The sequence below is a fragment of the Serratia sp. TSA_105.2 genome (genome assembly GCF_052692115.1).
On sequence record NZ_JBQZFT010000005.1, the window covers coordinates 159,971 to 185,137 of the forward strand.

19 protein-coding genes and 3 tRNA genes are annotated in these 25,167 nt (G+C 61.1%); 12 read left to right on the top strand and 10 right to left on the bottom strand.

Going from position 1 to position 25,167, the window contains the following annotated elements; all coding sequences use genetic code 11:
* The first annotated feature begins 111 nt into the window (after positions 1 to 111).
* Genes ptrA through recD form a run of 3 tightly spaced genes read left to right on the top strand, consistent with a single transcriptional unit; the run spans position 112 to position 8,395 of the window.
* Positions 112 to 3,000: a pitrilysin gene (gene ptrA, locus ACUTSC_RS17285; RefSeq protein ID WP_197768492.1), complete on the top strand. Its 2,889-nt coding sequence runs from the start codon at positions 112 to 114 to the stop codon at positions 2,998 to 3,000.
* Positions 2,997 to 6,548, top strand: a complete 3,552-nt coding sequence (recB, locus tag ACUTSC_RS17290; protein ID WP_197768410.1) for an exodeoxyribonuclease V subunit beta — start codon at positions 2,997 to 2,999, stop codon at positions 6,546 to 6,548. Before ptrA ends, recB begins: the two co-directional genes overlap by 4 nt.
* Complete coding sequence (gene recD / locus ACUTSC_RS17295; protein ID WP_197768409.1) at positions 6,545 to 8,395, top strand: exodeoxyribonuclease V subunit alpha; 1,851 nt, start codon at positions 6,545 to 6,547, stop codon at positions 8,393 to 8,395. Before recB ends, recD begins: the two co-directional genes overlap by 4 nt.
* Before the next feature lie 37 nt (positions 8,396 to 8,432).
* On the opposite strand, the gene argA is transcribed toward recD, so the two are convergent.
* Positions 8,433 to 9,758 carry an amino-acid N-acetyltransferase gene (gene argA / locus ACUTSC_RS17300; RefSeq protein ID WP_197768408.1) on the bottom strand — a complete coding sequence of 442 codons (1,326 nt, stop codon included), beginning with the start codon at positions 9,756 to 9,758 and terminating at the stop codon, positions 8,433 to 8,435.
* 239 nt (positions 9,759 to 9,997) lie between these two features.
* Here argA and amiC point away from each other — a divergent pair, with 239 nt between their 5' ends.
* Entirely contained in the window at positions 9,998 to 11,251 is a 1,254-nt protein-coding gene (gene amiC / locus ACUTSC_RS17305; protein WP_197768407.1) for an N-acetylmuramoyl-L-alanine amidase AmiC, read from the top strand.
* A gap of 90 nt (positions 11,252 to 11,341) precedes the next feature.
* Here the strand turns inward: amiC and ACUTSC_RS17310 are convergent.
* The 3 genes from ACUTSC_RS17310 to ACUTSC_RS17320 all read right to left on the bottom strand — a co-directional run bounded on the left by ACUTSC_RS17310 (position 11,342) and on the right by ACUTSC_RS17320 (position 11,694).
* Positions 11,342 to 11,418 (bottom strand) — tRNA-Met (locus ACUTSC_RS17310).
* A 65-nt stretch (positions 11,419 to 11,483) separates the two neighbouring features.
* Positions 11,484 to 11,560, bottom strand: a tRNA-Met gene (locus ACUTSC_RS17315).
* Positions 11,561 to 11,617: 57 nt separating this feature from the next.
* Positions 11,618 to 11,694 (bottom strand) — tRNA-Met (locus ACUTSC_RS17320).
* A 216-nt stretch (positions 11,695 to 11,910) separates the two neighbouring features.
* Between ACUTSC_RS17320 and mltA the strand changes: the two genes are divergently transcribed.
* A complete protein-coding gene (mltA, locus tag ACUTSC_RS17325; RefSeq protein WP_197768406.1) occupies positions 11,911 to 13,047 on the top strand; it encodes a murein transglycosylase A in 1,137 nt (378 codons plus the stop codon).
* A gap of 84 nt (positions 13,048 to 13,131) precedes the next feature.
* Positions 13,132 to 13,938 carry a tRNA cyclic N6-threonylcarbamoyladenosine(37) synthase TcdA gene (tcdA, locus tag ACUTSC_RS17330; protein WP_004931886.1) on the top strand — a complete coding sequence of 269 codons (807 nt, stop codon included), beginning with the start codon at positions 13,132 to 13,134 and terminating at the stop codon, positions 13,936 to 13,938.
* On the opposite strand, the gene csdE is transcribed toward tcdA, so the two are convergent.
* On the bottom strand, positions 13,929 to 14,363 hold the full coding sequence (gene csdE / locus ACUTSC_RS17335) for a cysteine desulfurase sulfur acceptor subunit CsdE (RefSeq protein ID WP_197768405.1): 435 nt from the start codon (positions 14,361 to 14,363) through the stop codon (positions 13,929 to 13,931). The two genes, tcdA and csdE, sit on opposite strands and share 10 nt — an antisense overlap.
* Before the next feature lie 19 nt (positions 14,364 to 14,382).
* Positions 14,383 to 15,588, bottom strand: coding sequence for a cysteine desulfurase CsdA (gene csdA, locus ACUTSC_RS17340; protein WP_197768404.1), 1,206 nt, complete (start codon positions 15,586 to 15,588; stop codon positions 14,383 to 14,385).
* A gap of 195 nt (positions 15,589 to 15,783) precedes the next feature.
* Between csdA and ACUTSC_RS17345 the strand changes: the two genes are divergently transcribed.
* The 4 genes from ACUTSC_RS17345 to rlmM all read left to right on the top strand — a co-directional run bounded on the left by ACUTSC_RS17345 (position 15,784) and on the right by rlmM (position 18,854).
* Complete coding sequence (locus tag ACUTSC_RS17345) at positions 15,784 to 16,008, top strand: YgdI/YgdR family lipoprotein (RefSeq protein WP_025304050.1); 225 nt, start codon at positions 15,784 to 15,786, stop codon at positions 16,006 to 16,008.
* Between the two features lie 385 nt (positions 16,009 to 16,393).
* Positions 16,394 to 17,311, top strand: coding sequence for a transcriptional regulator GcvA (locus tag ACUTSC_RS17350; RefSeq protein ID WP_025304049.1), 918 nt, complete (start codon positions 16,394 to 16,396; stop codon positions 17,309 to 17,311).
* A gap of 51 nt (positions 17,312 to 17,362) precedes the next feature.
* Positions 17,363 to 17,758, top strand: coding sequence for a DUF423 domain-containing protein (locus ACUTSC_RS17355; protein ID WP_004931896.1), 396 nt, complete (start codon positions 17,363 to 17,365; stop codon positions 17,756 to 17,758).
* Positions 17,751 to 18,854 carry a 23S rRNA (cytidine(2498)-2'-O)-methyltransferase RlmM gene (gene rlmM / locus ACUTSC_RS17360; RefSeq protein ID WP_197768403.1) on the top strand — a complete coding sequence of 368 codons (1,104 nt, stop codon included), beginning with the start codon at positions 17,751 to 17,753 and terminating at the stop codon, positions 18,852 to 18,854. The genes ACUTSC_RS17355 and rlmM overlap by 8 nt, the downstream gene beginning before the upstream one ends.
* A 39-nt stretch (positions 18,855 to 18,893) precedes the next feature.
* Here rlmM and xni read toward each other — a convergent pair whose 3' ends face one another.
* The 3 genes from xni to queF all read right to left on the bottom strand — a co-directional run bounded on the left by xni (position 18,894) and on the right by queF (position 22,109).
* Positions 18,894 to 19,652, bottom strand: coding sequence for a flap endonuclease Xni (xni, locus tag ACUTSC_RS17365; protein WP_197768402.1), 759 nt, complete (start codon positions 19,650 to 19,652; stop codon positions 18,894 to 18,896).
* A 54-nt stretch (positions 19,653 to 19,706) separates the two neighbouring features.
* Positions 19,707 to 21,071: a nucleotide 5'-monophosphate nucleosidase PpnN gene (gene ppnN / locus ACUTSC_RS17370; RefSeq protein WP_197768401.1), complete on the bottom strand. Its 1,365-nt coding sequence runs from the start codon at positions 21,069 to 21,071 to the stop codon at positions 19,707 to 19,709.
* A 192-nt stretch (positions 21,072 to 21,263) separates the two neighbouring features.
* Positions 21,264 to 22,109 (bottom strand): NADPH-dependent 7-cyano-7-deazaguanine reductase QueF, encoded by an 846-nt coding sequence (gene queF, locus ACUTSC_RS17375; protein WP_197768400.1) that lies wholly within the window; start codon positions 22,107 to 22,109, stop codon positions 21,264 to 21,266.
* A gap of 63 nt (positions 22,110 to 22,172) precedes the next feature.
* On the opposite strand from queF, the gene syd reads away from it, so the two are divergent.
* Positions 22,173 to 22,721, top strand: a complete 549-nt coding sequence (syd, locus tag ACUTSC_RS17380) for a SecY-interacting protein (protein ID WP_164105745.1) — start codon at positions 22,173 to 22,175, stop codon at positions 22,719 to 22,721.
* Positions 22,722 to 23,330: 609 nt separating this feature from the next.
* On the opposite strand, the gene ACUTSC_RS17385 is transcribed toward syd, so the two are convergent.
* On the bottom strand, positions 23,331 to 24,569 hold the full coding sequence (locus ACUTSC_RS17385; protein ID WP_072627069.1) for an MFS transporter: 1,239 nt from the start codon (positions 24,567 to 24,569) through the stop codon (positions 23,331 to 23,333).
* Between the two features lie 178 nt (positions 24,570 to 24,747).
* On the opposite strand from ACUTSC_RS17385, the gene ACUTSC_RS17390 reads away from it, so the two are divergent.
* Entirely contained in the window at positions 24,748 to 25,074 is a 327-nt protein-coding gene (locus tag ACUTSC_RS17390; protein ID WP_033638567.1) for a YqcC family protein, read from the top strand.
* Positions 25,075 to 25,167 lie beyond the last annotated feature (93 nt).

Genomic DNA, 25,167 nt, shown 5'->3' on the forward strand with positions numbered 1-25,167 from the left:
CCACATTGGCGAAGAACCCGGCGAGTACCGATTTGGTTATGTGGTTTTGATGCACGTCGTCAACGTCAGGGAGTGGGCGTAGCGACGTCAGAATAGGGGTTTATTTTGGATATGCGCAGACAGTTGGCCCGTATCGCCGGGCTGGTATTATTGGCTATGTGTTGGGCACCGTTGAGTTGGGCCGCGCAAGGATGGCAACCGCTGGCGGAGAAGATCAACAAGAGCGAACACGATCCACGTCAGTATGAAGCGATCAAGTTGGCTAATGGCATGACGGTGTTGCTGGTGTCCGATGCCCAGGCACCGAAATCGCTGGCGGCGCTGGCATTGCCGGTCGGGTCACTCGAAGATCCGAACAGCCAACTGGGCTTGGCGCACTATCTGGAGCATATGGTACTGATGGGCTCCAAACGTTACCCAGAGCCGGAGAACCTGTCCGAATTCCTGAAAAAGCACGGCGGCAGCCACAACGCGAGCACGGCCTCTTATCGCACTGCCTTCTATCTGGAAGTGGAAAATGACGCGCTGGAGCCAGCGGTTGATCGCATGGCTGACGCCATTGCCGAGCCGCTGCTGGATCCGGGCAATGCCGATCGCGAGCGCAACGCGGTGAACGCCGAATTGACGATGGCGCGTTCGCGCGACGGCATGCGTATGGCGCAGGTCGGCGCGGAAACCCTTAACCCGGCGCATCCGAGCGCGCGCTTCTCCGGCGGTAATCTCGATACGCTGAAAGACAAGCCGGACAGCAAGTTGCACGATGAGCTGACCGGCTTCTATAAACGCTACTACTCCGCCAACCTGATGATGGGCGTTTTGTACGGCAATCAGCCGCTGCAGCAGCTGGCTGATATTGCGGCGAAAACCTTTGGCCGTGTGCCGAATCACGACGCCAGCGTGCCGCCGATCACCGTGCCGGCCGTGACGCCGGAACAGCAAGGCATCATCATTCACTATGTGCCGGCGCAGCCGCGCAAGCAGCTGAAGGTCGAGTTCCGCATCGATAACAACAGCGCCGCGTTTCGCAGCAAAACCGATACCTACATCAGCTACCTGATCGGCAACCGCAGCAAGAACACCCTGTCTGACTGGTTGCAGAAGCAGGGGCTGGCGGACGCCATCAATGCCGGCGCCGATCCGATGGTCGATCGCAACGGCGGCGTCTTCGCCATCAGTGTCTCCCTGACTGACAAAGGCCTGGCCCAGCGCGACGAAGTCGTCGCCGCCATTTTCAACTACCTGAAAATGCTGCGCAGCGAAGGCATCAACCAGAGCTACTTCGATGAAATCTCGCATGTTCTGAACCTGGATTTCCGTTATCCGTCGATCACGCGCGACATGGACTACATCGAATGGCTGGTGGACACGATGCTGCGCGTGCCGGTTGAGCATGCGCTGGACGCGCCTTACCTGGCCGACCGTTATGATCCCAAGGCGATCGCCGAACGTCTGGATGCCATGACGCCGCAAAACGCGCGCATCTGGTTCGTCAGCCCCGATGAGCCGCATAACAAGACGGCCTATTTCGTCAATGCGCCTTACCAGGTCGACAAAATCACGCCGCAGCGCTTTACGCAGTGGCAGCAGCTGGGCAGCGGCATTTCCCTGTCGTTGCCGGCGCTCAACCCGTACATCCCGGATGACTTTACCCTGACCAAGCCGTCGCACGAGTTCAAAAAGCCGGAAATGGTGGTGGATAAACCTGGCCTGCGCGTGCTGTACATGCCGAGTCGTTACTTCGCCGATGAGCCGAAGGCCGACGTCACCGTCGCTTTCCGCAACGCCAAGACCATGGATTCCGCGCGTAACCAGGTGCTGTTCTCGCTGACGGATTATCTGGCCGGCCTCGCGCTGGATCAGCTGAGCTATCAGGCATCGGTCGGCGGACTGAGCTTCTCGACCTCGCCGAACAACGGCCTGATGTTTAACGCCAACGGTTTTACCCAGCGTTTGCCGCAGTTGCTGACGGCGCTGATTGAGGGCTATTCCAGCTTCACGCCGACGGAAGATCAGCTCGCACAGGCCAAATCCTGGTATCTGGAACAGTTGGACGCCGCCGAGAAGGGCAAGGCGTTTGAGCTGGCCATTCAGCCGGTGCAGATGGTTTCCCGCGTGCCGTATTCCGAACGCCGCGAGCGCCGCGAAGTGCTGAAGACGTTGACGCTGAAAGACGTGCTGGCCTATCGCGACAGCCTGCTGGCCGAGGCCACGCCAGAGCTGTTGGTGGTGGGCAACATGAGCAAGCAGCAGGTCGACACGCTGGCGTCGACGCTGAAGCATCGCCTGGGCTGTACCGGCATCGAATGGTGGCACGGCGAAGATGTGGTGGTGGACAAGAATCAGCTGGCTAACCTGCAACAGGTGGGCAGCAGCACCGACTCGGCGCTGGCGGCGGTCTATGTGCCGACCGGCTACGACGAAGTGACCGGCATGGCCTACAGCTCGCTGCTGGGGCAGATCATTCAGCCGTGGTTCTATAGCCAACTGCGCACTCAGGAGCAATTGGGGTATGCGGTCTTTGCCTTCCCGATGTCGGTGGGGCGCCAGTGGGGCGTGGGCTTCCTGTTGCAGAGCAACAGCAAGCAGCCGGCCTACCTGTACCAGCGCTATCAGGATTTCTACCCGAAAACCGAGAAGCGCTTGCGCGACATGAGCGAGGCGGACTTTGAGCAGTACAAACAGGCGCTCATCAATGAGCTGAAGCAGCGGCCGCAAACCCTGAGCGAAGAGGCCAGCCGGTTCGCCAACGATTTCGATCGCGGCAATTTCGCCTTCGATACCCGTCAGAAGCTGATTGCGCAGGTGCAACAGCTGACGCCGGCCAAACTGGCGGATTATTTCCACCAGGCGGTGATCCAGCCACAGGGGCTGGCGGTGCTGTCACAGGTGAGCGGCAGCGGGCAAGACAAGGCGGATTACGCGGCGCCTAAGGACTGGGTCACCTATCCGAACGCGTCTGCATTGCAGCAGATCCTGCCGCGCAAAGTGGCGACGCCATGACGGAAACGGCCCCGCAGAGGCTGGAGCCGCTGACGCTGCCGCTGTTCGGCGAACGCCTGATCGAGGCATCGGCGGGCACCGGCAAAACCTTTACCATCGGCGCGCTGTACCTGCGTTTGCTACTGGGATTGGGCGGTGAAGCGGCGTTTCCTCGCCCGCTGACGGTAGAAGAAATCCTGGTGGTGACCTTTACCGAGGCCGCCACCGAGGAGCTGCGCGGGCGTATCCGCGACAATATTCACGGATTACGCATCGCCTGCGTACGGGGCGTCAGCGCCAACCCGCTGTTTTCGGCGCTGATGGCTGAAATTGGCGATTTGACCGACGCCGCCTCGCAGCTGCTGGCGGCGGAGCGGCAGATGGACGAAGCGGCGATCTACACCATTCACGGCTTTTGCCAACGAATGCTGACGCACAACGCCTTCGAGTCCGGCATGCTGTTTGAACAAACGCTGGTGCAGGACGAGCTGCCGCTGCGGCGGCAGGCCTGTGCCGACTTCTGGCGTCGCCACTGCTATCCGTTGCCACTGGGCGTGGCGCGTGCAGTCAGCCAGGAGTGGAGCGGCCCGGAAGCGTTGCTGGCCGATCTCTCCGGTTATCTGCACGGTGAAGCGCCGGCGCTGCGTCGGCCGCCGAAAGAGGAAGAAACCGTCCTGATGCGCCACGAGCAGATCGTCGCGCGCATCGACGCCATCAAGGCGCAATGGCGCGCGGCGGCGGGCGATCTGGAGGCGTTGATCGCCCAGTCCGGCGTCGATAAGCGCAGCTACAGCAGCAAACACCTGCCGAACTGGCTGAACAAGGTCGGCGAATGGAGCGGGCAGGAGACCCAGGACTACCAGCTGCCGAAGGAACTGGATAAATTTCGCCAGTCGGTGCTGCTGGAGAAGACCAAGAAAGGCGAGCCGCCGCGGCATGCGCTGTTCACGGCGATAGATGAGCTGTTCGATGAACCCTTGACGCTGCGCGACCTGATCATGGCGCGCGCGCTCAGTGAGATCCGCACTTCCATTCAGCAGGAAAAGCGCCAGCGCGCCGAGCTGGGGTTTGACGACCTGCTCAGCCGGCTGGACGGCGCCCTGCAAAGCGGCGGCGGCGAACAGCTGGCGCAGGCGATCCGCCAGCGTTACCCGGTGGCGATGATCGATGAATTCCAGGATACCGATCCGCAGCAATACCGTATTTTCCAAAAGCTTTACGTCGGCCGGCCCGATTGCGGCCTGCTGCTGATCGGCGATCCCAAGCAGGCGATTTACGCCTTTCGCGGCGCCGACATTTTTACCTACATGCGGGCGCGCTCAGAGGTGAGCGCCCACTATACGCTGGAGACCAACTGGCGCTCGTCGCCGTCGATGGTTGCCAGCGTCAATCACCTGTTTTCTCAGGTAGAAAAGCCTTTCCTGTTCGGCCAAATCCCCTTTATCGAGGTCAGCGCGGCGGAAAAGAACCAAGGGCTGGCGTTTGATCTGCACGGCAAGCCGCAACCGGCGATGCAGTTCTGGCTGCAGCAGGGGGAAGGCTCCGGTGTAAGTGATTACCAACAGTTGATGGCGCGCCTGTGCGCCACGCAAATTCGCGACTGGCTCAGCGCCGGGCAGCAGGGCCAGGCGTGGCTGCAGGGCGGCAAGGAGCCACGGCCGGTGCAAGCCTCCGATATTACAGTGCTGGTGCGCAGCCGCAATGAGGCGGCGTTGGTGCGCGATGCGCTGAGCGCGCTGTCCATTCCGTCGGTCTACCTGTCCAACCGAGACAGCGTGTTCGACACCCCGGAGGCCAAAGACCTGCTGTGGTTGTTGCAGGCGGTGTTGGCGCCGGAGCAGGAGCGCACGCTGCGCAGCGCCATGGCCACCGGGCTTATGGGGCTGGACGCGCCGACGCTGGACGGCCTGAGTCGCGATGAACGTGCCTGGGATGAGCTGGTTAACGAATTCGATGATTACCGCACGCTCTGGCTGCGCCGCGGCGTGCTGCCGATGCTGAGCGAGGTGATGAAAGCGCGCCAACTGGCGGAGAACCTGCTGGCCAGCGCCGGCGGCGAGCGCCGTTTGACCGACGTGCTGCATCTGGGGGAGCTGTTGCAAGAAGCGGCGGCGCAGCTCGACAGCGAGCATGCGCTGGTTCGCTGGTTGGCGCAGCAGATTGCCCAGCCTAATCGCCAGTCCGATAATCAGCAGCTGCGGCTGGAGAGCGACCGGCATCTGGTGCAGGTGATCACGATTCATAAATCCAAGGGGCTGGAGTTCGATCTGGTGTGGCTGCCGTTCGTCGGTAACTTCCGCCAGCAGCAGCAGGCGCTGTATCACGATCGCCACAGTTTCCAGGCGTTGCTGGATCTCGACGCCAATGAAGAGAGCCAGGCCTGGGCGGAGGAAGAGCGGTTGGCAGAAGACCTGCGTCTGCTGTACGTCGCGCTGACCCGCTCGGTGTACCACTGCAGCATCGGCATCGCGCCGCTGTTCCAGGGCACGCGCAAGAAACAGGGCGATACCGATCTGCACCGCAGCGCATTAGGCTATCTGGTGCAGGGCGGGCAGGCCGGCGACGCCGTGTATCTGCAGGAGCGCCTGCAGCAATTGGCGGGCGGCGGCATCGCGCTGTCGCTGGTGGAACCGCCGGATGAAGCACCCTGGCAACCCCAGGCGTCGCTGACCGAAGCGCTGGAGGCAAAAAGTTTTACCCGGCGGATCCAGGATTTTTGGCGGGTGACCAGCTATACCGGTTTGCAACAGCACGGCGCGAGTCTGATGCAGGATCTGCTGCCGCGTCTGGATGTCGACGCCGCGGGCGAGCGGGGTGAGGAGAGTGAGCCAGCGCTCACACCGCATACCTTCCCGCGCGGGGCAACGCCAGGAACTTTCCTGCACAGCCTGTTTGAAACGCTGGACTTCACCCAGCCGCTGGACGAACAGTGGCTGCTGGAGCAGCTGCAACAGCAAGGCTTCGCCGAGCATTGGCAGCCGATTCTGCTGGCGTGGATGCAGGTGTTGCTCAATACGCCGCTCGACGACAGCGGCGTGACGCTGGCGGCGCTGAGGCCGCAGCACAAGCAAGCCGAGCTGCAGTTCTATTTGCCGATCAACCGGCTGTTGCAGGCGAAGGAGCTCGATGCCCTGGTAAAGCGCTACGATCCACTTTCCGCCCGCTGCCCGGCGTTGGATTTCTATCAGGTGCAGGGCATGCTGAAAGGTTTTATCGACCTGGTGTTCTGCTGGCAGGGCAAATACTACCTACTGGACTACAAGTCCAACTGGCTGGGGGAAGACAGTAGCGCCTATACCCAGCCGGCGATGGAGCAGGCGATGGCGGAGCATCGTTACGATCTGCAATATCAGCTGTATACGCTGGCGCTGCATCGTTATCTGCGTCATCGGTTGCCGGATTATGATTATCGGCGCCATTTTGGCGGGGTGATTTATCTGTTCCTGCGCGGCGTGGATGCGGCGCACCCGGGCAACGGCATTTTCACCTGTCTCCCCGAGTTTGAGCTGGTGGAGGGGATGGATCGCTTGTTCAGCGGCGAAGCTGCGGCGACGGAGGAAGGATCATGATCGCACTGCTGGATCAGGCGGTAGCGCTTGGCGTGCTGCGCCCGCTGGACGTGCAGTTCGCCCGCGTGGTGGCGAACGAAGACGAGCCCGATATTTTGCTGGCCGCCGCCTGCCTGAGCGCAGAAGCGGGGGCCGGTCACGTCTGCCTGATGCTGGAACAGCTGCAGGCGGACACGCTGTTTGAAGGGCGCCAGCCGGCGTTGGCGTTGGCGGTGTGGGAGGCGGCCGGGCGACCGGATAGCGCGCGTTGGCAGCAGCGTTTGGCGGCCAGCGCAGCGGTCGGGGACGGCAGCGGCGCTACGCCACTGGTGCTGCGCGGGCCGCGCCTGTATCTGCAGCGCATGTGGCAAAACGAAGGTGAAGTGGCGGCGTTTATCGGCGGTGAAGGCGAGTCGTTGGCGGTGCCGGAGGCTGAGCTGCGCACCATTCTCGACCGCTTGTTCGGCGCGGCGAGCGATGAACCCGATTGGCAGAAGATCGCCGCTGCGGTGGCCGCCACGCGGAGTATCGCGGTCATTTCCGGCGGGCCGGGCACCGGTAAAACCACCACCGTCGCCAAGCTGTTGGCGGCGCTGGTGCAACTGGATGAAGGCGCGCGCTTGCGCATTCAGCTGGCGGCACCGACCGGCAAGGCGGCGGCGCGCCTGACGGAGTCGCTTGGCAGCGCCAGCCGCCAGTTGGAGCTGACCCCGGCGCAGCAGGCGCTGTTCCCGACGGAGGCGGCGACGTTGCACCGTCTGTTGGGGGCGCAACCGAACAGTCAGCGCATGCGCTATCACCGTGGCAACCGGCTGCATTTGGATGTGCTGGTGGTGGATGAGGCCTCGATGGTCGATCTGCCGATGATGGCGCGCCTGATTGCCGCGCTGCCCGATCGGGCGCGGGTGATTTTCCTCGGCGACCGCGATCAGTTGGCCTCGGTGGAGGCCGGTGCGGTGCTGGGAGATATTTGCCGTTTTGCCGAGCAGGGATACAGCGATGCGCGTGCCGCAGAGCTGAGCCGCCTGACCGGCTGTTCGCTCGCAGGGCGGCAGGCCGACGCGGAAGCGGCGGTGCGCGACAGCCTGTGTCTGCTGCGCAAGAGCTACCGTTTCGATACCCGTTCCGGCATCGGCCAACTGGCGTTGGCGGTCAACGCCGGTGCGGGGGATCGCGCGCTGGCGGCATTAAACGGCAGTTTCGGCGATGTCGCGGGCTATGCGCTGGCGACGAGCGAAGAATATCAGGCGCTGTTGGATGCCTGCGTGGCGGGCTATCGCGACTATTTGCGGCTGACCGCCGAAGGCGCGGGCGCGGCGGCGGTGCTGGCGGCCTTTGGCCGTTTTCAGGTGCTGTGCGCGCTGCGTGAAGGGCCGTTCGGCGTCGCCGGCTTGAATGATCGTATTGAGCTCGGGCTGCAGCGTGCCGGTCTGATCGACCGCAAACCGGGCGTGCTCGGCCGCTGGTACCGGGGGCGGCCGGTGATGATCGGCCGCAACGACAGCGCGCTGGGGCTGTTCAATGGGGATATCGGCATTACGCTGCCGGATGAGCACGGCGATCTGCGCGTGCATTTCCAACTACCGGACGGCAGCATCAAGTCGGTGCAGCCGAGCCGTTTGCCGGCGCATGAAACCGCCTATGCCATGACGGTGCACAAATCTCAGGGATCGGAGTTTGACCATACGGTCCTGGTGTTGCCGAATCACTTCCTGCCGGTGCTGACGCGTGAGCTGGTCTATACCGCGATCACTCGCGCGCGTAAGCAGCTCTCGCTGTATGCCACGGAGGCGGTGTTGCTGCGGGCCATTCGCATGCCGACCCAGCGTCGCAGCGGATTGGCTGAACGGCTGCAGGCGACGGAATAAGCGTTGAAAGGGCGCGGCAACGGCCGCGCCGCGGGGATTACAGATCGGCCAGCAGGATTTTGGAACGGCGCTGGTAGTTGTACAGCGCCTGCTTTTGCATCGGCAGCACATCGACTTCCGCCGGGGTGAATCCGCGCTCCTGGAACCAATGAATGCTGCGGGTGGTCAGCACGAACAGCTTCTTCAGCCCCATCTGCCGCGCCTGGTTTTCCACCCTCTGCAGCAGCATCTCGCCGCGCGAAGAACTGCGGTAATCGGGATGTACCGCGACACAGGCCATCTCACCGATTTTTTCCTCTAAGAACGGGTACAGCGCCGCGCAGGCGATGGTCAGGTTGTCGCGTTCGATAATTGTGAACTTGTCGATCTCCATCTCCAGCTGTTCACGTGAACGGCGCACCAGAATACCCTGCTGCTCGAGCGGCCGGATCAGCTCCAGGATGCCACCGATGTCGTTGATCGTCGCCCGGCGCACCTGTTCGGCGCTCTCCATCACGATTTGGGTGCCGATACCGTCGCGCGAGAACAGCTCTTGCACCAGCGCACCGTCCTCCTGGTAGCTGATCAGGTGGCTGCGGCGCACGCCGCTGCGGCAGCCTTTCACCGCGCCACGCAGGAAGCGCACGGTGCCGGAATGGTAATCGCCGCCTTCCTCGAGCTCTTCAAGGCGCTTTTGCGCGTCGTTGGGGAACAGCTCGGAAAGGATGTTGCCTTCCGCGTCGGTCACGCCTTGCGAAGAGCAGAAACCGATCATTTTTTCCGCTTTCAGCTTGATCGCCAACTGGGTGGCCACTTCTTCCGAGGTCAGGTTGAAGCTCTCGCCGGTGACCGAAACCGCGACCGGGCCGAGCAATACGATGGCGTTGCTGTCGAGCTGGCGATGGATCGCTTCTTCATCGATGCGGCGAATGCGGCCACTGTGGCAGTAGTCGATGCCGTCATCGATGCCTAGCGGCTGCGCGATGATGAAATTGCCGCTGACCACGTTAATGTGCGCACCCTGTAGCGGCGTGTTGTTGAGGCTCATCGACAGCCGGGCGGTGATGTCCAACTGCAACAAACCGGCGGCCTGCTTGACCAGTTCGAGCGTATGGGCGTCGGTCACGCGGGTGTGCTTATGGTAGATCGGCTCATAGTTATGCTGCGCCAGATTGGCGTCGATCTGCGGCCGTGCGCCGTAAACCACTACCAGGCGAATGCCCAAGCTATGCAGCAGCCCGATATCGTTGACGATGTTGGAGAAATTCTCGTGTTCGATGGCTTCCCCACCGAGCATGATGACAAACGTCTTGCCGCGGTGGGCATTGATATAGGGGACTGAGTGACGGAATCCTTGCACCAGCTCTGTACTACGTTCCTTCACGACAAACCTCTTTTGCATATTTATACGGTATTTTTGTATTTTTATTCTTTTATTGCGCCGATGGCAAGCGGGAAATCGTCATGAAGAGTGCGCTAAGGGTGCTAAATCGTTAATAAATTGAAAAACCATAAAAAGATTTTCTGATGACAGGGCTGGAATGATTGGTTAAAGTTTTCGGCATCCCCATGTTATTGGTGTTTTTTTCACCTGTTGTAAACAGCTATTACTGCCGGAGCCGCATGCCAAACTCTAATCACAATCTGGGCCGCCGTCGTTTATTACAGGGCGTTGCCGCCAGCTGGTTGCTGAGTGTGAGTCGCACGGGCTTCGCCGCGTCATCGCACGTGATCGCCGTGCGCGTCTGGCCGTCCTCCACCTATACCCGCGTCACGCTGGAATCCAACGTCGAACTGAAATACAAACAGTTCGCCCTGACCAATCCCGATCGCGTGGTGGTAGATATCGAAGGCGTCCACCTCAACAGCGTGCTGAAAGGCATCGCCGGGCAGGTGCGCGCCGACGATCCGTATCTCAAGCAGGCGCGCGTCGGCCAGTTCGATCAGAATACCGTGAGGCTGGTGCTGGAGCTCAAGCAGAGCGTCAGCCCGCATATTTTCACGTTGGCGCCGGTGCCGGAGTATCGCAACCGTCTGGTGATGGATCTCTACCCGACCAAGAGCGGCAGCGGCGGTGAGGAGTATGATCCGCTACTGGCGTTACTGGAAGATTACAACAAGGGCGATCTGGAGCGCACGCTGCCGCCGGAAGCGCCGCAGGCCGGTAAGGCGGGGCGCGATCGGCCGATCGTCATCATGCTGGATCCCGGCCACGGCGGCGAAGATCCCGGCGCGATCGGCAAATACAAGACGCGTGAAAAAGACATCGTATTGCAGATTGCCCGCAAGCTGAGCGCTATGATCAAGCGCGAGCCGAACATGAAAGTGTTCATGACGCGCAACGAAGACGTGTTTATCCCGCTCAAAGTGCGTGTCGCCAAGGCGCGCAAGCAGCGCGCGGATTTGTTCGTTTCGATTCACGCCGACGCCTTCACCAGCCGTGCCGCGCGCGGTTCATCGGTGTTCGCGTTGTCCACCAAGGGCGCCACCAGCTCGGCGGCCAAGTTCCTGGCGCAGACGCAAAACGCGTCGGACCAAATCGGCGGCGTCAGCAAGAGCGGCGACCGTTATCTAGACCATACCATGTTCGATCTGATCCAGACCGCGACCATCAACGACAGCCTGAAATTCGGCAAGGAAGTGTTGAATCGGATGGGGAAAATCAACCGGTTGCACAAGAATCGCGTCGATCAGGCCGGTTTTGCGGTGTTGAAGGCGCCGGATATCCCGTCGATCCTGGTGGAGACGGCGTTTATCAGCAATATCGAAGAGGAGCGCAAGCTGCGCACCAGCCATTTCCAGCAGCAGGTGGCGGAGTCGATTCTGGCGGGTATCAAGGCTTATTTCGCCAACGGCGGCGCGCTGGCGAGCCGATAAAAGCAGGGCCGGGCGCGAGTCCGGCTATTTTTGCGGATTGCAGATACAAAAAAACACCCGTCAGGGTGCTTGTCTGTTGTCATCAAGAGTTGGTTGCGGAGGCCGGATTTGAACCGACGACCTTCGGGTTATGAGCCCGACGAGCTACCAGGCTGCTCCACCCCGCGTCCGTCTTGATGCTGTATTACTACGAAACCACCGTTCATGTTATGCCGCTGGTACGACATTCGGTTGGTTGCGGGGGCCGGATTTGAACCGACGACCTTCGGGTTATGAGCCCGACGAGCTACCAGGCTGCTCCACCCCGCGTCCGTATAATACTTTGTTATCGAAGCCAAACGCAAATACCGCCAATGCGGCATCGGTTGGTTGCGGGGGCCGGATTTGAACCGACGACCTTCGGGTTATGAGCCCGACGAGCTACCAGGCTGCTCCACCCCGCGTCCGATGGATGCGCACTATACTCTCCGTGCGTTTTGTTGCAAACCCTTTTTGCACTTTATTGGCCTAAACCCGTTTTTCTGCTGGATTTGCCCGCAATTTGTCTTCTTTTTCATCACCATCCTCCGTGCGGCTTTTTTTATTTGCAGCGATTCCTTTATCAATGAGCGTTTGTTATCGTTCAGCCGGTAGATCATATCAGTTTGAGAGTGTGCGCGATGAAAGGACGTTGGGGCAAATACCTGCTGGGCGGGTTGATGGTGGCGGTGTTGGCGGGCTGTTCGTCCAAGCCGACCGATCGGGGTCAGCAATATAAAGACGGCCGTCTGGATCAATCGCTGGAGCTGGTCAATCAGCCCAACGCCAAAGGTTCGCCGGTCAACGCCAAGGATTACTCGGATCAGCTGATGGAGATCAAGTACGCGTCGCCTTCGCTGTTTAACCGCAACAACGGCACTTATCAGGCGGTGCAAAGCTGGATGGCGTCCGGCGCCGACACGCGCATGCTGAGCCAGTACGGCCTCAGCGCTTACCAGATGGAAGGCGTCGACAATTTCGGCAACGTGCAGTTTACCGGCTACTACACGCCGGTGGTGCAGGCGCGCTATACCCAACAGGGCGAGTTCCGCTATCCGCTGTACCGCATGCCGCCGAAGGGCAGAGGCCGCTTGCCGGATCGCGCGGGCATCTATTCCGGCGCGCTCGACGATCGCTATATCATCGCTTACACCAATTCGCTGATGGACAACTTCATGATGGAAGTCCAGGGCAGTGGCTATATCGACTACGGCAACGGCCAGCCGCTGGTGTTCTTCGGCTACGGCGGCAAGAACGGCCACGCCTATCGCAGCATCGGCAAGGTGCTGATCGATCGTGGCGAAGTGGCCAAGGCGGACATGTCGATGCAGGCGATCCGTCAGTGGGCGGATACCCACAGCGCCGCAGAGGTGCGTGAGCTGCTGGAACAGAATCCGTCGTTCGTGTTCTTCCGTCCGGAAGCTTTTGCGCCGGTGAAGGGCGCCAGCGCGGTGCCGCTGATCGCCAAAGCCTCGGTGGCTTCCGACCGCTCACTGATCCCGGCGGGCACCACGCTGCTGGCCGAAGTGCCGCTGCTGGACAACAAGGGCAAATTCACGGGAAAATACGAGATGCGCCTGATGGTCGCGCTCGACGTGGGCGGCGCCATCAAGGGCCAGCATTTTGACATGTATCAGGGCATCGGGCCGGAAGCCGGCCACTCGGCGGGGTACTACAACCACTATGGCCGCGTTTGGGTGCTGAAGAACAACGGCGGTGGCCAGCTGTTCAGCGCCAATCAGTCAAACGGCGGCGGTTCGTTGCTGGCCACCCGCTAAACGCATACGGCGTGAAAAGAGTGACCCGCAAGGGCCGGATTTTCCGGCCCTTATCATTTGCATTACGAAGGTAATTAAAGCGTTATGAGCACAGCTTATTCGGAAGCCTATCTGCAGCGTTTCGGCGGCACGGCGCGGTTGTACGGCCAGCAGGCGCTGGCGGTGTTCGCGCAGGCGCACGTCTGCGTGATCGGCATCGGCGGCGTGGGTTCCTGGGCGGCTGAGGCACTGGCGCGCACTGGCATCGGCGCCATCACCCTGATCGACATGGATGATGTTTGCGTCACCAATACCAACCGCCAGATCCACGCGTTGCGCCAACACGTCGGGCAATCGAAAACCGAGGTGATGGCGGAGCGTATCCTGGCGATCAACCCGGAATGCCGGGTGACCTGCATCGACGATTTCATCACCCCGGACAACGTCGCCGAGCTGCTGGACCATAACTTCAGCTACGTCATCGACGCGATCGACAGCGTGCGGCCGAAGGCGGCGCTGTTGTCATACTGCCGCCGCTTTAAGATCCCGGTGGTGACCACCGGCGGCGCCGGCGGGCAGATTGATCCGACCAAGATCGAAGTGGCCGATCTGGCGAAAACCATCCAGGATCCGCTGGCCGCCAAGCTGCGCGAGCGGCTGAAGCACGATTTCAACGTGGTGAAAAACGGCAAGGGCAAGCTGGGCATCGACTGCGTCTTCTCCAGCGAGCCGCTGGTTTACCCGCAGCCGGACGGTTCGGTGTGCGCTTCGCGCAGCACGGCGGAAGGGCCGAAAAGAATGGATTGCAGCGCGGGATTCGGCGCGGCGACCATGGTCACCGCGACCTTCGGCTTCGTCGCCGTGTCGCACGCGCTGAAAAAGATGGTGGCGAAGGCGGCGCGTCAGGCGTAACGGGCGGCGATCGCCTTTACGGCGGCGGCCAACGCCGCCAGGCCGCCGGCGCGGGTGGCGCTCAGCTGCGCGCGCAGCGCTAACCGATCGAACAGCGCCAGCGGATCCAATGCGGCGATCTGCTGCGGCGTTTTCCCTTCCACTTCGGTCAACAGCACCGCCAGCAGGCCGCGCACGATGCGGCCTTCGCTGTCGCCATAGAAGTGCAGCGTGCCGTCTTCCAGCAACTGGTGCCCCAACCAGACGCGGTTTTCACACCCGCTCAACGCCATTTCTTCACTGCGCAAGGCCTCCGGCAGCGGCGGCAGCCGCTTCGCGAGCATAATCAGCTGGCGGTAGCGGTCTTCCCACTGCTTCAGTGCGCTGAAGGTGGCAATCAACGCTTCGGCGGTGATCTCTCGGCCAAAAGGATGGGGGGCGAGCATAGCGTCTCCGGGAGTCAAGTCAGTCGGCCAGCAGATCGAGGGCGTGAGTCAACGCGCTGACCAGCGTATCGACGTCCTGTTGCGTATTGTAGGGGGCGAACGATGCGCGCAGCGTGCCGCTGACGCCTAACGCCGCCATCAGCGGCTGCGCGCAGTGCTGGCCGGCGCGCAGCGCAATGCCTTGCTCCGCCAGCAGCGTGACGATGTCGCTGTGGTGTACGCCGGCGATATCGAATGCCAGCAGGCTGGAACCGGAGCTGCGGAAGCTGCGAAAGCCCGGCAGCTGCGCCAACCGTTGTTCCGCCTGGTCAGCCAGTTCGCGGCTGTAGCGCTCCGCCGCCGCCATGTCCTGTTCGCTCAGCCAGGTGAGCGCCGCGGCCAACCCCAGCACGCCGGCGATGTTTGGCGTGCCGGCTTCGAAGCAGTGCGGCGGTTTTTGCGGGGTAAAGCCGTCGAACGACGCCTGGGTCAGCATCTTGCCGCCGCCTTGCCACGGCGCCATTTGCGCCAGCAGCTCGGTTTTGCCGTACAGCGCGCCGATGCCGGTCGGGCCATACAGCTTGTGGCCGGAGAAGGCGTAGAAATCGATGTTGAGCCGCTGTACGTTGGCCGGGCCGTGAACCACGCCCTGCGCGCCGTCGATCATCACGCGTGCGCCGGCGGCATGGGCCAGCGCGATCGCCGGCGCCAGATCCGGGCAGCCGCCGGTGACGTTGGACATTTGCCCCAGCGCCAACAGGCGGGTTTTGTCGTTGAGCAGGGCGGGCAGCTGCGTCAAATCCGGCAACCGATCGGCGCCGATGGGCAGTTTCACCACCCGCGCGCCGGTTTGCTCCGCCACCATCAGCCAGGGGATCAGGTTGGCGTGGTGTTCCGCTTCGCTCACCAGAATTTCATCGCCCGGCTGCAGGCGCGGACGCAGGTAGCTCTGCGCCACCAGGTTGATCGCCTCGGTGGTGCCGCGCGTCCAGACGATGTCGTCGGCCGATGGCGCATTGATCAACTGCGCCATCTGGCCGCGCGCCCGTTCAAAACGGGCGGTCAGATCCTGCGCCGCCCGGTGCTGGCTGCGATGCACGGTGGCGGCGTCATCGCGATAAAATTGTTGCGTGGCGTCGATCACCGCCTGCGGTTTCAGCGCGGTGGCGGCGCTGTCCAGATAGATACCGTCCTGCGCGAGCGCGGGAAACTGTTGGCGAAAAAGGCTGGGGTTAAAAGGCGTCATACCCTGATTGTCACTGGCTGAGTCGATGGGTGATCCTGTCCTATTTTGCCGCCGGAGACAAGCGATCCCGCCTATTAGGACTTATCGCCTGGCAAAATTGGGAAAGTTTGTTATGCTATCAAATGTGCGCTTATTAATCGCATCTATACACATAAAAGGTATTTATCAGCATTTAAAACTAAAAAGGAGTCCTCAATGAAGAAAACAGCCGCAGTTCTCTCTGCCCTGATGCTTACGTTCACCCTGGCCGCCTGTTCCAGCAACTACGTGATGCATACCAATGACGGACGCACCATTGTCGCTGACGGCAAGCCTAAAGTGGACAACGATACCGGCATGATCAGCTATAAAGACGCCAACGGCGTCGAGCAGCAGATCAACCGCGCCGATGTGAAAGAGATGGTTGAAAGCAACCAGTAATCGTCAGGCAAAAAAAAGCACCGCAAGTTTTGCGGTGCTGCATAAAATCACTATGGACAGACAGGGTAAATGTACAGGAAGTGAAAAAACAGTAGCCTAGCTACCATGTCCGGAATCGCCGGACAATTTGCAAACACAACATCACAACCACAAGCCAAAAGTTCATCGGCGTCCTCGACACCCACTCCCTTTTCGTTCCGGCCCGGGAAGTGCCGCCACTATAGGTATTTGCTGGCGCATCCTCAACGGACAAATTATAATGGCTCGGATTAAAAAAACTAATGGCAATACGCCATTAGCGTTTACCGATGGCTTGCCACACAAAGCCGCCCGATTTTCGGCGCCGAATCATTCGGATTAATGTTACACAAAAGTAGCTAATTTAATGTCTAAACGCTTACCTCCCCTCAATGCGCTGCGCGTGTTCGATGCGGCCGCTCGTCACCTGAGTTTCACCAAGGCGGCGGAAGAGCTGTTCGTGACCCAGGCCGCGGTGAGCCACCAGATCAAGTCGCTGGAGGACTTCCTCGGGCTGAAGCTGTTTCGCCGGCGCAATCGCTCGCTGCTGCTGACCGAAGAGGGCCAAAGTTATTACCTCGATATCAAGGAGATCTTCTCTTCGATCAACGAGGCGACGCGCAAGCTGCAGGCGCGCAGCGCTAAAGGGGCATTGACCGTCAGCCTGCCGCCGAGCTTTGCCATTCAGTGGCTGGTGCCGCGGCTGTCCGGCTTTAACTCAGCTTATCCGGGCATCGACGTGCGCATCCAGGCGGTGGACCGCGAAGAAGACAAGCTGGCGGACGACGTCGACGTGGCGATTTTCTACGGCCGCGGCAACTGGCCGGGGCTGCGCGCCGAGCGTCTGTATGCGGAATATCTGCTGCCGGTGTGTTCGCCGAGCCTGCTGACCGGCGATCATCCGCTGAAAACCGCCGAGGATCTGGCTTATCATACGCTGCTGCATGACGTTTCACGCCGCGACTGGCTGGCCTATACGCGTCAGCTGGGGTTGCAGCACATCAACGTGCAACAGGGGCCGATCTTCAGCCACAGCGCCATGGTGGTGCAGGCGGCGGTACACGGCCAGGGCGTGGCGCTGGTGAACAACGTGATGGCGCAAACCGAGATTGAAGCCGGTCGCCTGGTGTGCCCGTTCAACGATGTGCTGGTCAGTAAAAACGCTTTTTATCTGGTATGTCATGACAGCCAGGCAGAACTGGGTAAAATAGCCGCCTTCCGGCAGTGGATCCTGGCGCGTGCCGCCAGTGAACAAGAGAAGTTCCGCTTCCGCTACGAACAATAAGGCCGGCCGCCGCCTTGCCGCGGCCGGTGATTTTTAATGGGATAGATCACGATGAGCAGCCGTTCCATGCTGGTTTTCGCCGCTATCAGCGGCTTTGTGTTTGTCGCGTTGGGCGCATTCGGCGCGCATGTGTTAAGCGGTACGCTCGGCGCCAACGAAATGGCCTGGATCCGCACCGGGCTGGAGTATCAGGGGTTCCACACCCTGGCCATCCTGGCGCTGGCGGTCGCGATGCAGCGCCGCGTGAGCCTGTGGTTTTACTGGAGCGGAGCGCTGTTGGCGTTCGGCACCGTGTTGTTCAGCGGCAGCCTCTATTGCCTGGCGCTGTCGCACCTGAAGGTCTGGGTATACATCACGCCGGTTGGCGGCGTGTGCTTCCTGATCGGCTGGATATTGATGTTGATTGGCGCTTTGCGTCTGAGGAAAAAGGCCGAGCGCCATGAATAAGATTGCGTTGTACTGCCGTCCCGGCTTCGAAAAAGAGTGCGCGGCGGAGATCACCGACAAAGCCGCCCAGCGGGAGATTTTCGGCTTTGCGCGGGTAAAAGAGCACAGCGGTTACGTGCTGTTCGAATGCTATCAGCCGGATGATGCCGACCGCCTGGCGCGGGAAATTCCGTTCCGCGAACTGATTTTCGCCCGCCAGATGATCGTGGTGGGCGAGCTGCTGCGCGATCTGCCGCCGGAAGATCGGGTATCGCCGATCGTCGGCATGTTGATCGGCGTGGTTGATCGCGGCGGTGAGCTGCGGGTGGAAGTGCCGGACACCAACGAAAGCAAAGAGCTGATGAAGTTCTGCCGCAAGCTGACGGTGCCGCTGCGCGCCGCGATGCGCGAGCAGAAGGTGCTGATGGCGCGCGAGAACCCGACTCGCCCGGTGGTGCACGTGTTCTTCATCGCGCCGGGCTGCTGCTATGTCGGTTACTCCTACAGCAACAACAACTCGCCGTTCTACATGGGCATTCCGCGTCTGCGCTTCCCGGCCGATGCGCCGAGCCGTTCGACGCTGAAGCTGGAAGAAGCGTTCCACGTGTTCATCCCCGCCGACGAGTGGGACGAACGTCTGGCCAGCGGCATGCACGCGGTCGATCTGGGCGCTTGCCCCGGCGGCTGGACCTATCAGCTGGTGAAACGCAGCATGATGGTGCATTCGGTGGATAACGGCCCGATGGCGCCGAGCCTGATGGAAACCGGCCAGGTGACGCACCACCGCGCCGACGGCTTCAAGTTCGAGCCGAACAGCAGCAAGATCTACTGGCTGGTGTGCGACATGGTGGAGAAACCGGCGAAGGTGACCAGCCTGATGATTCAGTGGCTGGTGAAAGGCTGGTGCCGCGAAGCGATCTTTAACCTCAAGCTGCCGATGAAAAAGCGCTATGAGGAAGTGTCGCAAAACCTGACGAGCATCCGCGAAGCGCTGAGCGCCGCCGGCATCAGCGTCGAAGTGCACGCCAAGCAGTTGTATCACGACCGCGAAGAGATCACCGTACACGTGCGCCGCATGTGGTCGGCGGTGCCGGGCCGGCGCGACGAGCGCGATTAATCGCGTTAAGCCTGATGAAGGGCGCTGCTTGCAGCGCCCTTATTGTATCGGCAGGCGCAGCTGCTGCAGGTTGCCGTCCAGCGACAGATCGGTGCGCAGCGTGGCGACTTGTTTGCTGACGTAGGCCAGCTCGCGGTGTTGCTCCAGCTTGCCGCGCCATTTCTCCGGCACCTGCTCCAGGTGCTGATAGAGCCCGTCCAGGCTGCCCGACTGCTGCAACAGCAGCACAGCGGTTTTCGGCCCGATACCGGCCACGCCGGGGATCTTGCTGCTGCCGATCCCCGCCAACCCCCAATAGTCGGGCAGCTGCTGCGGCTGTACGCCGAATTCCTGTTGCACGAAAGGCATATCCAGCCAGCGTTTCTGGAAGTAATCGCGGATCTGTACGTTCGGCGCCAAAAGCTGGCAGTAGCCTTTGTCGGTGGAGACGATGGTCACCTGATGGCCGCCGCCGGCGACCTTGGCCGCCAGCGTGGCCGCCAGATCGTCCGCTTCGTTGCCGGGAGAATGCCAGCTGGCGACGCCCAATTCGGTGAAGGCCTCGCGCAGCTGCGGCATCTCCTGCTGCAGGTTTTCCGGCATCGGCGAACGCCCGGCCTTGTAGTCAGGCAGAATTTGGTGGCGCCAGCTGTCGCTGCGATCGTCCTCGTCGAAGACCGCCACCGCGTGGGTCGGGCGGCTGTGTTGGATCAGCTGCTGCAGCGCGTGGCGGCAGGCGTTGACGCAAGGGGAGCCCTGCACGGCGTGAATGCGGCGGATGAGGTTCAGGGCGTCGACAATCAGTAGGTGTATCATCATGGGCGGTAAGGTCAGAAAAAACAGGGCGGCTGTTACGCCGCCCGGGATTGAGGGTCAGGCTACGATTTCGTAGCAGGGCACATAGGCGCTGCCCGGTAGCTTCATGCGGTGCTGGGCAACAAAGCCCTGCAGCAGGCTGTCCATCTGCTTCATCACCTGCGGTTCGCCGTGCAGCTTGTACGGGCCGAACTGCTCGATGGCGTGGATGCCGTTTTCCTTCACGTTGCCAGCCACAATGCCGGAGAACGCGCGGCGCAGCGCGGCGGCCAATTGCTCCGGCGGCTGGTTCGGATACAGGTTGAGGTTCGCCATGTTCTCATGGGTCGGCTCGAACGGCAGCTGCAGATCCGGCGCGATGCGGATCGACCAGTTGAAGCTGTAGGCGTCGCCGGTGTTGCGGCGGTTTTCCTTCACCAGCGGCATGGCTTGCTTCATCTGCCGCGCCACTTCCGCCGGATCGTCGATGATGATGGTGTAATGGCGGCGCGCTTCGTCGCCCAGCGTGTTCATGATGAACTCGTCCAGCACGCGGAAGTAGTCGGCGCTCTCTTTCGGCCCGGTCAGGATCAGCGGCAGCACCTGTTCGCTGTTCTCCGGGTTCATCAGGATACCCAGCAGGTACAGCAGCTCTTCGGCGGTGCCGACGCCGCCCGGGAAGATGATGATGCCGTGTGCGATGCGCACGAAGGCTTCCAGGCGTTTTTCGATGTCCGGCATGATCACCAGCTCGTTGACCAGCGGGTTAGGCGGCTCGGCGGCGATGATCGACGGCTCGGTCATGCCGATGAAGCGGCTGTTGCGGTAACGCTGCTGCGCGTGACCGACCGCCGCGCCTTTCATCGGCGCTTCCATGGCGCCCGGCCCGCAGCCGGTGCAGATGTTCAGCTCGCGCAGGCCCAGCTGGCTGCCGACCTTGCGTGCGTACAGGTACTCGTTCTCGTTGATCGAGTGCCCGCCCCAGCACACCACCATGTTGGGATCTTCATCCAGATGCAGCGTGCGTGCATTGCGCAGGATCGAGAATACCAGGTTGGTGATGTGGGCCGAGTTTTCCAGGTTAAGGTGCTGGAAACGGCCGGCGCTGGCGATTTGGCCGTGCACGAACAGAATGTCGCGCAGCACGGCGAACAGGTTGGCCTGCAGAGAACGGATGATGCGGCCGTCGACGAACGCCTCTTCCGGCGGGTTGACCAGCTCCAGCTTCACCCCGCGCTCGCGGCGCAGCACGTTGATGTCGAAGGTTTCATAGCGCGACAGCAGCTGCTTGCTGTTGTCGGTCTGGCTGCCGGAGTTCAACACGGCCAGCGAACAGTTGCGGAACAGGCGGTACAGGTCGCTGCTGGCGGTGCGCTTCAGCATGTCTACTTCCAGTTGCGACAATAAATCCATAGAGCCAAGCGGGCTGATGTGTGTAATCAAGGTAACTCCTTTGCCCCCGGTGCGGGGCGGTAGTAATCCATACGCAGCAAAACAGCATCTCGTTATGGTTGGCGTGCTGCGGCACAGCGGTCGCTCTGCCCGGCCGCAGCCTCATTTTAACCTTACCGCCGTCCCTGCGCTTTTACCAACACAAACCGCTCGTTAGCTCAGTTGTTGAGCAATGTTTCGCACTTATTGGCGCGCCAGGCGGCCGTGCCCGGGGGCGAATTCGACGTTGCTGCGCCACGGGTTGATGTCCAGCCCGCCGCGGCGGGTGTAGCGAGCGTAAACGGTCAGGCTTTGCGGCCGGCAATAGCGCATCAGATCGCTGAAGATGCGCTCGACGCACTGCTCGTGGAATTCGTTGTGGTGGCGGAAGGAGACCAGGTAGCGCAGCAGCGCTTCGCGATCGATCTTGCCGCCGCGATAGCTTATCTGCACCGAGCCCCAGTCCGGTTGATGGGTGATCAGACAGTTGGACTTCAGCAGGTGGCTGACCAAGCGCTCTTCCACCACCTCTTCACCGGCGGCGTTCAGCAGGTAGCCGGCGTTGAACTCATAATCGTCGATGCGGATATCCTGCTGATCGATGCAGTCGCCGGCCAGGCGGGCGACCGGCGTGCCTTCCAACTGCTCGACGCTGAACAGGGTGATGCTGACCTCGCCCTGGGCGCAGGCGGACAGATCGCGCTGCAGGGTGCTGCGCACCGTTTCCCAATCGGCGAACGGGGTTTGGTTGAAGCTGTTGAGGTACAGCTTGAAGCTTTTCGATTCGATCAGGTTCTGGCTGTCGGCGTTGAGGCTGATTTCACCGACCGCCACCTGCGGCAAGCCGTTGGCGTTCAGCCAGGAGAGCTCGTACAGCGTCCAGATGTCCGCACCGTGGAAGGGCAGGCTATCGGGATACAGGCCCAGCGGCTCGCGGTTCATGCTGCGCGGCACCGCCTGCAGCAGCGTGGCGTCGTAGCGATCGCGGTAGGCGGTGGGTTTGCCCAGCGTCAGCCCCGACAGGGCCTGGTGGTCTTGATATGAGGACATCTGCTGTCACCTCGGTCAGAGATAGGTACAATGGCCGTCAGTTTAACGTATGCGAGAAAGAATATGGACCATGATGTATCGCACGCTCTGCGTGAATTCACTCAACGTTATGTCGAGTTGTGGCAGCAAGAGCGCGGCCACGCGCCGGCCAGCCAGGCGCTGTACGGCGTGCCGTCGCCCTGCATCGTGGAGAACCGCGAGGACGAAGTGCTGTGGTTGCCGCAGCCTTTCGAGCCGGCGGCGACGCTGGAGAAGGTAGAAGCCGCGCTGGAGCTGCGTTTGCAGCCGGACGCGCACCGTTTCTACACGCAGCAATATGCCGGCGACATGAGCGCGCAGTTCGGCGAGCATCGCCTGAGCCTGCTGCAGGTCTGGAGCGAAGAGGATTTTATCCGCCTGCAGGAAAACCTGATCGGTCATCTGGTGACGCAAAAACGCCTCAAGCTGTCGCCGACCCTCTTCCTGGCGACCACGGAATCTGAAATGACGATGGTGTCGTTGTGTAACGTCAGCGGCAACGTGGTGCTGGAACAGTTCGGCAGCGATAAGCGCACCCTGCTGGCGGCGACGCTGGGGAATTTCCTCGATGCGCTGCGCCCGGTGTTGGACTGAATCGCGACGGATTCGCCGTCGCCCGTGTGAGAGATCTCTCACACGGCCTGTGAGAGATCGCTCTTAATTTTTCCCACCTTTCCCCAGGCTATGAGATTATTGTTATCCAGATCAATTGGTTAGAATTTCTTTAGGATAACTCTTAGTCTTAATTTAGTGTGAGACACCTCCCAAACCCTTGTGATTCCGGGGAATTTAAGCGATCTTATCGTTACCGGAACGGAACCGGCGGAGCAGGAAAGCATCAGGATGATGCAGCTTCAGGAAGAAGAAAGGGATGCGCTCAGGCAAGAGCGAAGGATGGCGTCAGGAGATGCCCAGGATGTTTCAGGATAGAAACCAGGGACACCTCCAGGACGGAGATTGAGAGCCGGCACGGGACTGTCGGCGGGTCAGGAAGGCTGAGGAACCGCGTCAGGACGATGCTGCAGGATGATGCAAGGATCACTTGGTCAGGATGGCCGCAGGAAAAGTTTTCAAGGATTGAGCAGGGAGCACACTGTGTAGCGGGATAGCTATAAAACGAACCGGGGGCACTGTTAACGCAGTGCCCCCAACTTTTTGTTTTATCCCGCCGCGCGGGCGCCCCGCCTTAATCCCTCTTCAGTATTAACCAATCGCGCCCAGCGTATCGCCTGCGCCCTGTTTTTTCGGCAGCAGGAACAGCGTGGCGTAGATATCCAGCAGGTAAATTGCCGCCAGCAGGCTGATGGCCGCGGTAAACGACACCTGCGTCACCAGCGCACCGATCACCAATGGCCCCAGGCCGCCGACGCCGCGCCCGAGATTGAACAGGATGTTCTGCGCGGTGGCGCGCGCCTGCACCGGATAGGTATCGGAAATCAACGCGCCGTAGCCGCCGATCATGCCGTTGACGAACATGCCCATCACGGCGCCGGCGAACAGCATCAGCATCGGATCGCTCAACTGGGCGTAGCCGATCACCATCACCACGGCGCCGATCTGATAAAGCACGAAGATCTTCCAGCGGGCGAAGCGATCGGCCAGCACGCCAAACAGCCAGATGCCGAACGTCATGCCGACCACCGTCACCGCCGTCCACAGGCCGGATTTGGTGAGCGAGAAGCCGAAGTTTTTCGCCAGGTAAGTCGGCATCCAGATCATCAGCCCGTAGTAGCCGAAGTTCTGCACCGAACAGAGAATGAAGATGCCGATGCTGGCCTTGCTGGTGGCGCGATCCTTAAACAGCAGGCGCAAACGCTGCAGGAAGGAGAGCGGTTGCCCGGCGTCTTTCTGCCGTACGAATTCCTCCGGTTCGCCCAGAGTGCGGCGGATCAGGAATGACGCCAGCGCCGGCAGCAGGCCGACCAAAAACATGCCGCGCCAGCCGATGTGTTCCAGCAGCAGCGGCGTCAGGAAGGCGGCTGCCAGTACACCCAACTGCCAGCCCATGCCGACGTAAGCCGAAGCGCGGTTGCGCTTCTCTGCCGGCCAGGCTTCGGCGATCAGCGCCATGCCGATGCCGAATTCGCCGCCCAGCCCGATGCCCGCCAGGGTGCGATAGGCCAGCAGATCCCAATACCCTTGCGCCACGGCGCACAGGCCGGTGAACAGTGAAAACATCAGGATGGTGATCGTGAGTACCCGGATACGGCCGAAGCGATCGCTGAGGTGGCCGAAGATCACGCCGCCCAGCACCGCGCCGATCAGCGTCCAGGTGACCAGTGAACCGGCGGCCGATGAGGTTAATCCCAATTCGATGCTGATGGCCGGCAGCATAAAGCCGAGGATCAGCAGGTCAAACCCGTCCATGGCATAACCGGTGACCGAAGCCAGCATGGCCTTACCGGGCGTCGCGTGGTTTTTTTTCTCTGTTATTACGGACATGAATCTTTATCTGTGTGGTGAACTCGGTGGCCCTATTGTGCCGCGCAGCGGCGAACGCCACCAGATAAAAACGGCGGGCTGTCTCAGGCGCGCCGAATTTGGGCTATAAAAATGCTATGCTTTGCCGCCTTTCAGCCAGCGCGCTGGATACCATGATGAAAAGAGATCGGGAATGCAGATGAGTATACATAACCAGGTGCGCCGCAGTTTGCAGGCGATTGAACAATCCATGCGCGATCTGGCGCTGTGGCAGGCCGCGCCGCCTGATCATGAGGCTTTCTCCAGCACCGAGCCGTTCTGCATCGACAGCATGTCGGCCGAAGCCTGGCTGCAGTGGGTGTTCTTGCCGCGCATGTATGCGTTGCTGGACGCCGAAGCGCCGCTGCCGACGCGCTTCGCCATCACGCCTTATTTCGAAGAGGCGTTGAAAGATCGTGAACCGAGCAGCCTGCCGCTGCTGGTGCTGCTGCAACAGCTGGATTTGATGTTGAATAAAGAGCCGTAATTCGCCGGCGGCGCGCAGATTTTTGCCGCCCGGCAGTGTAGAGTACTCGCGCGGATGCCGGGCAGGAGAGCCAATGGCGTCTTTCGGCTCGGT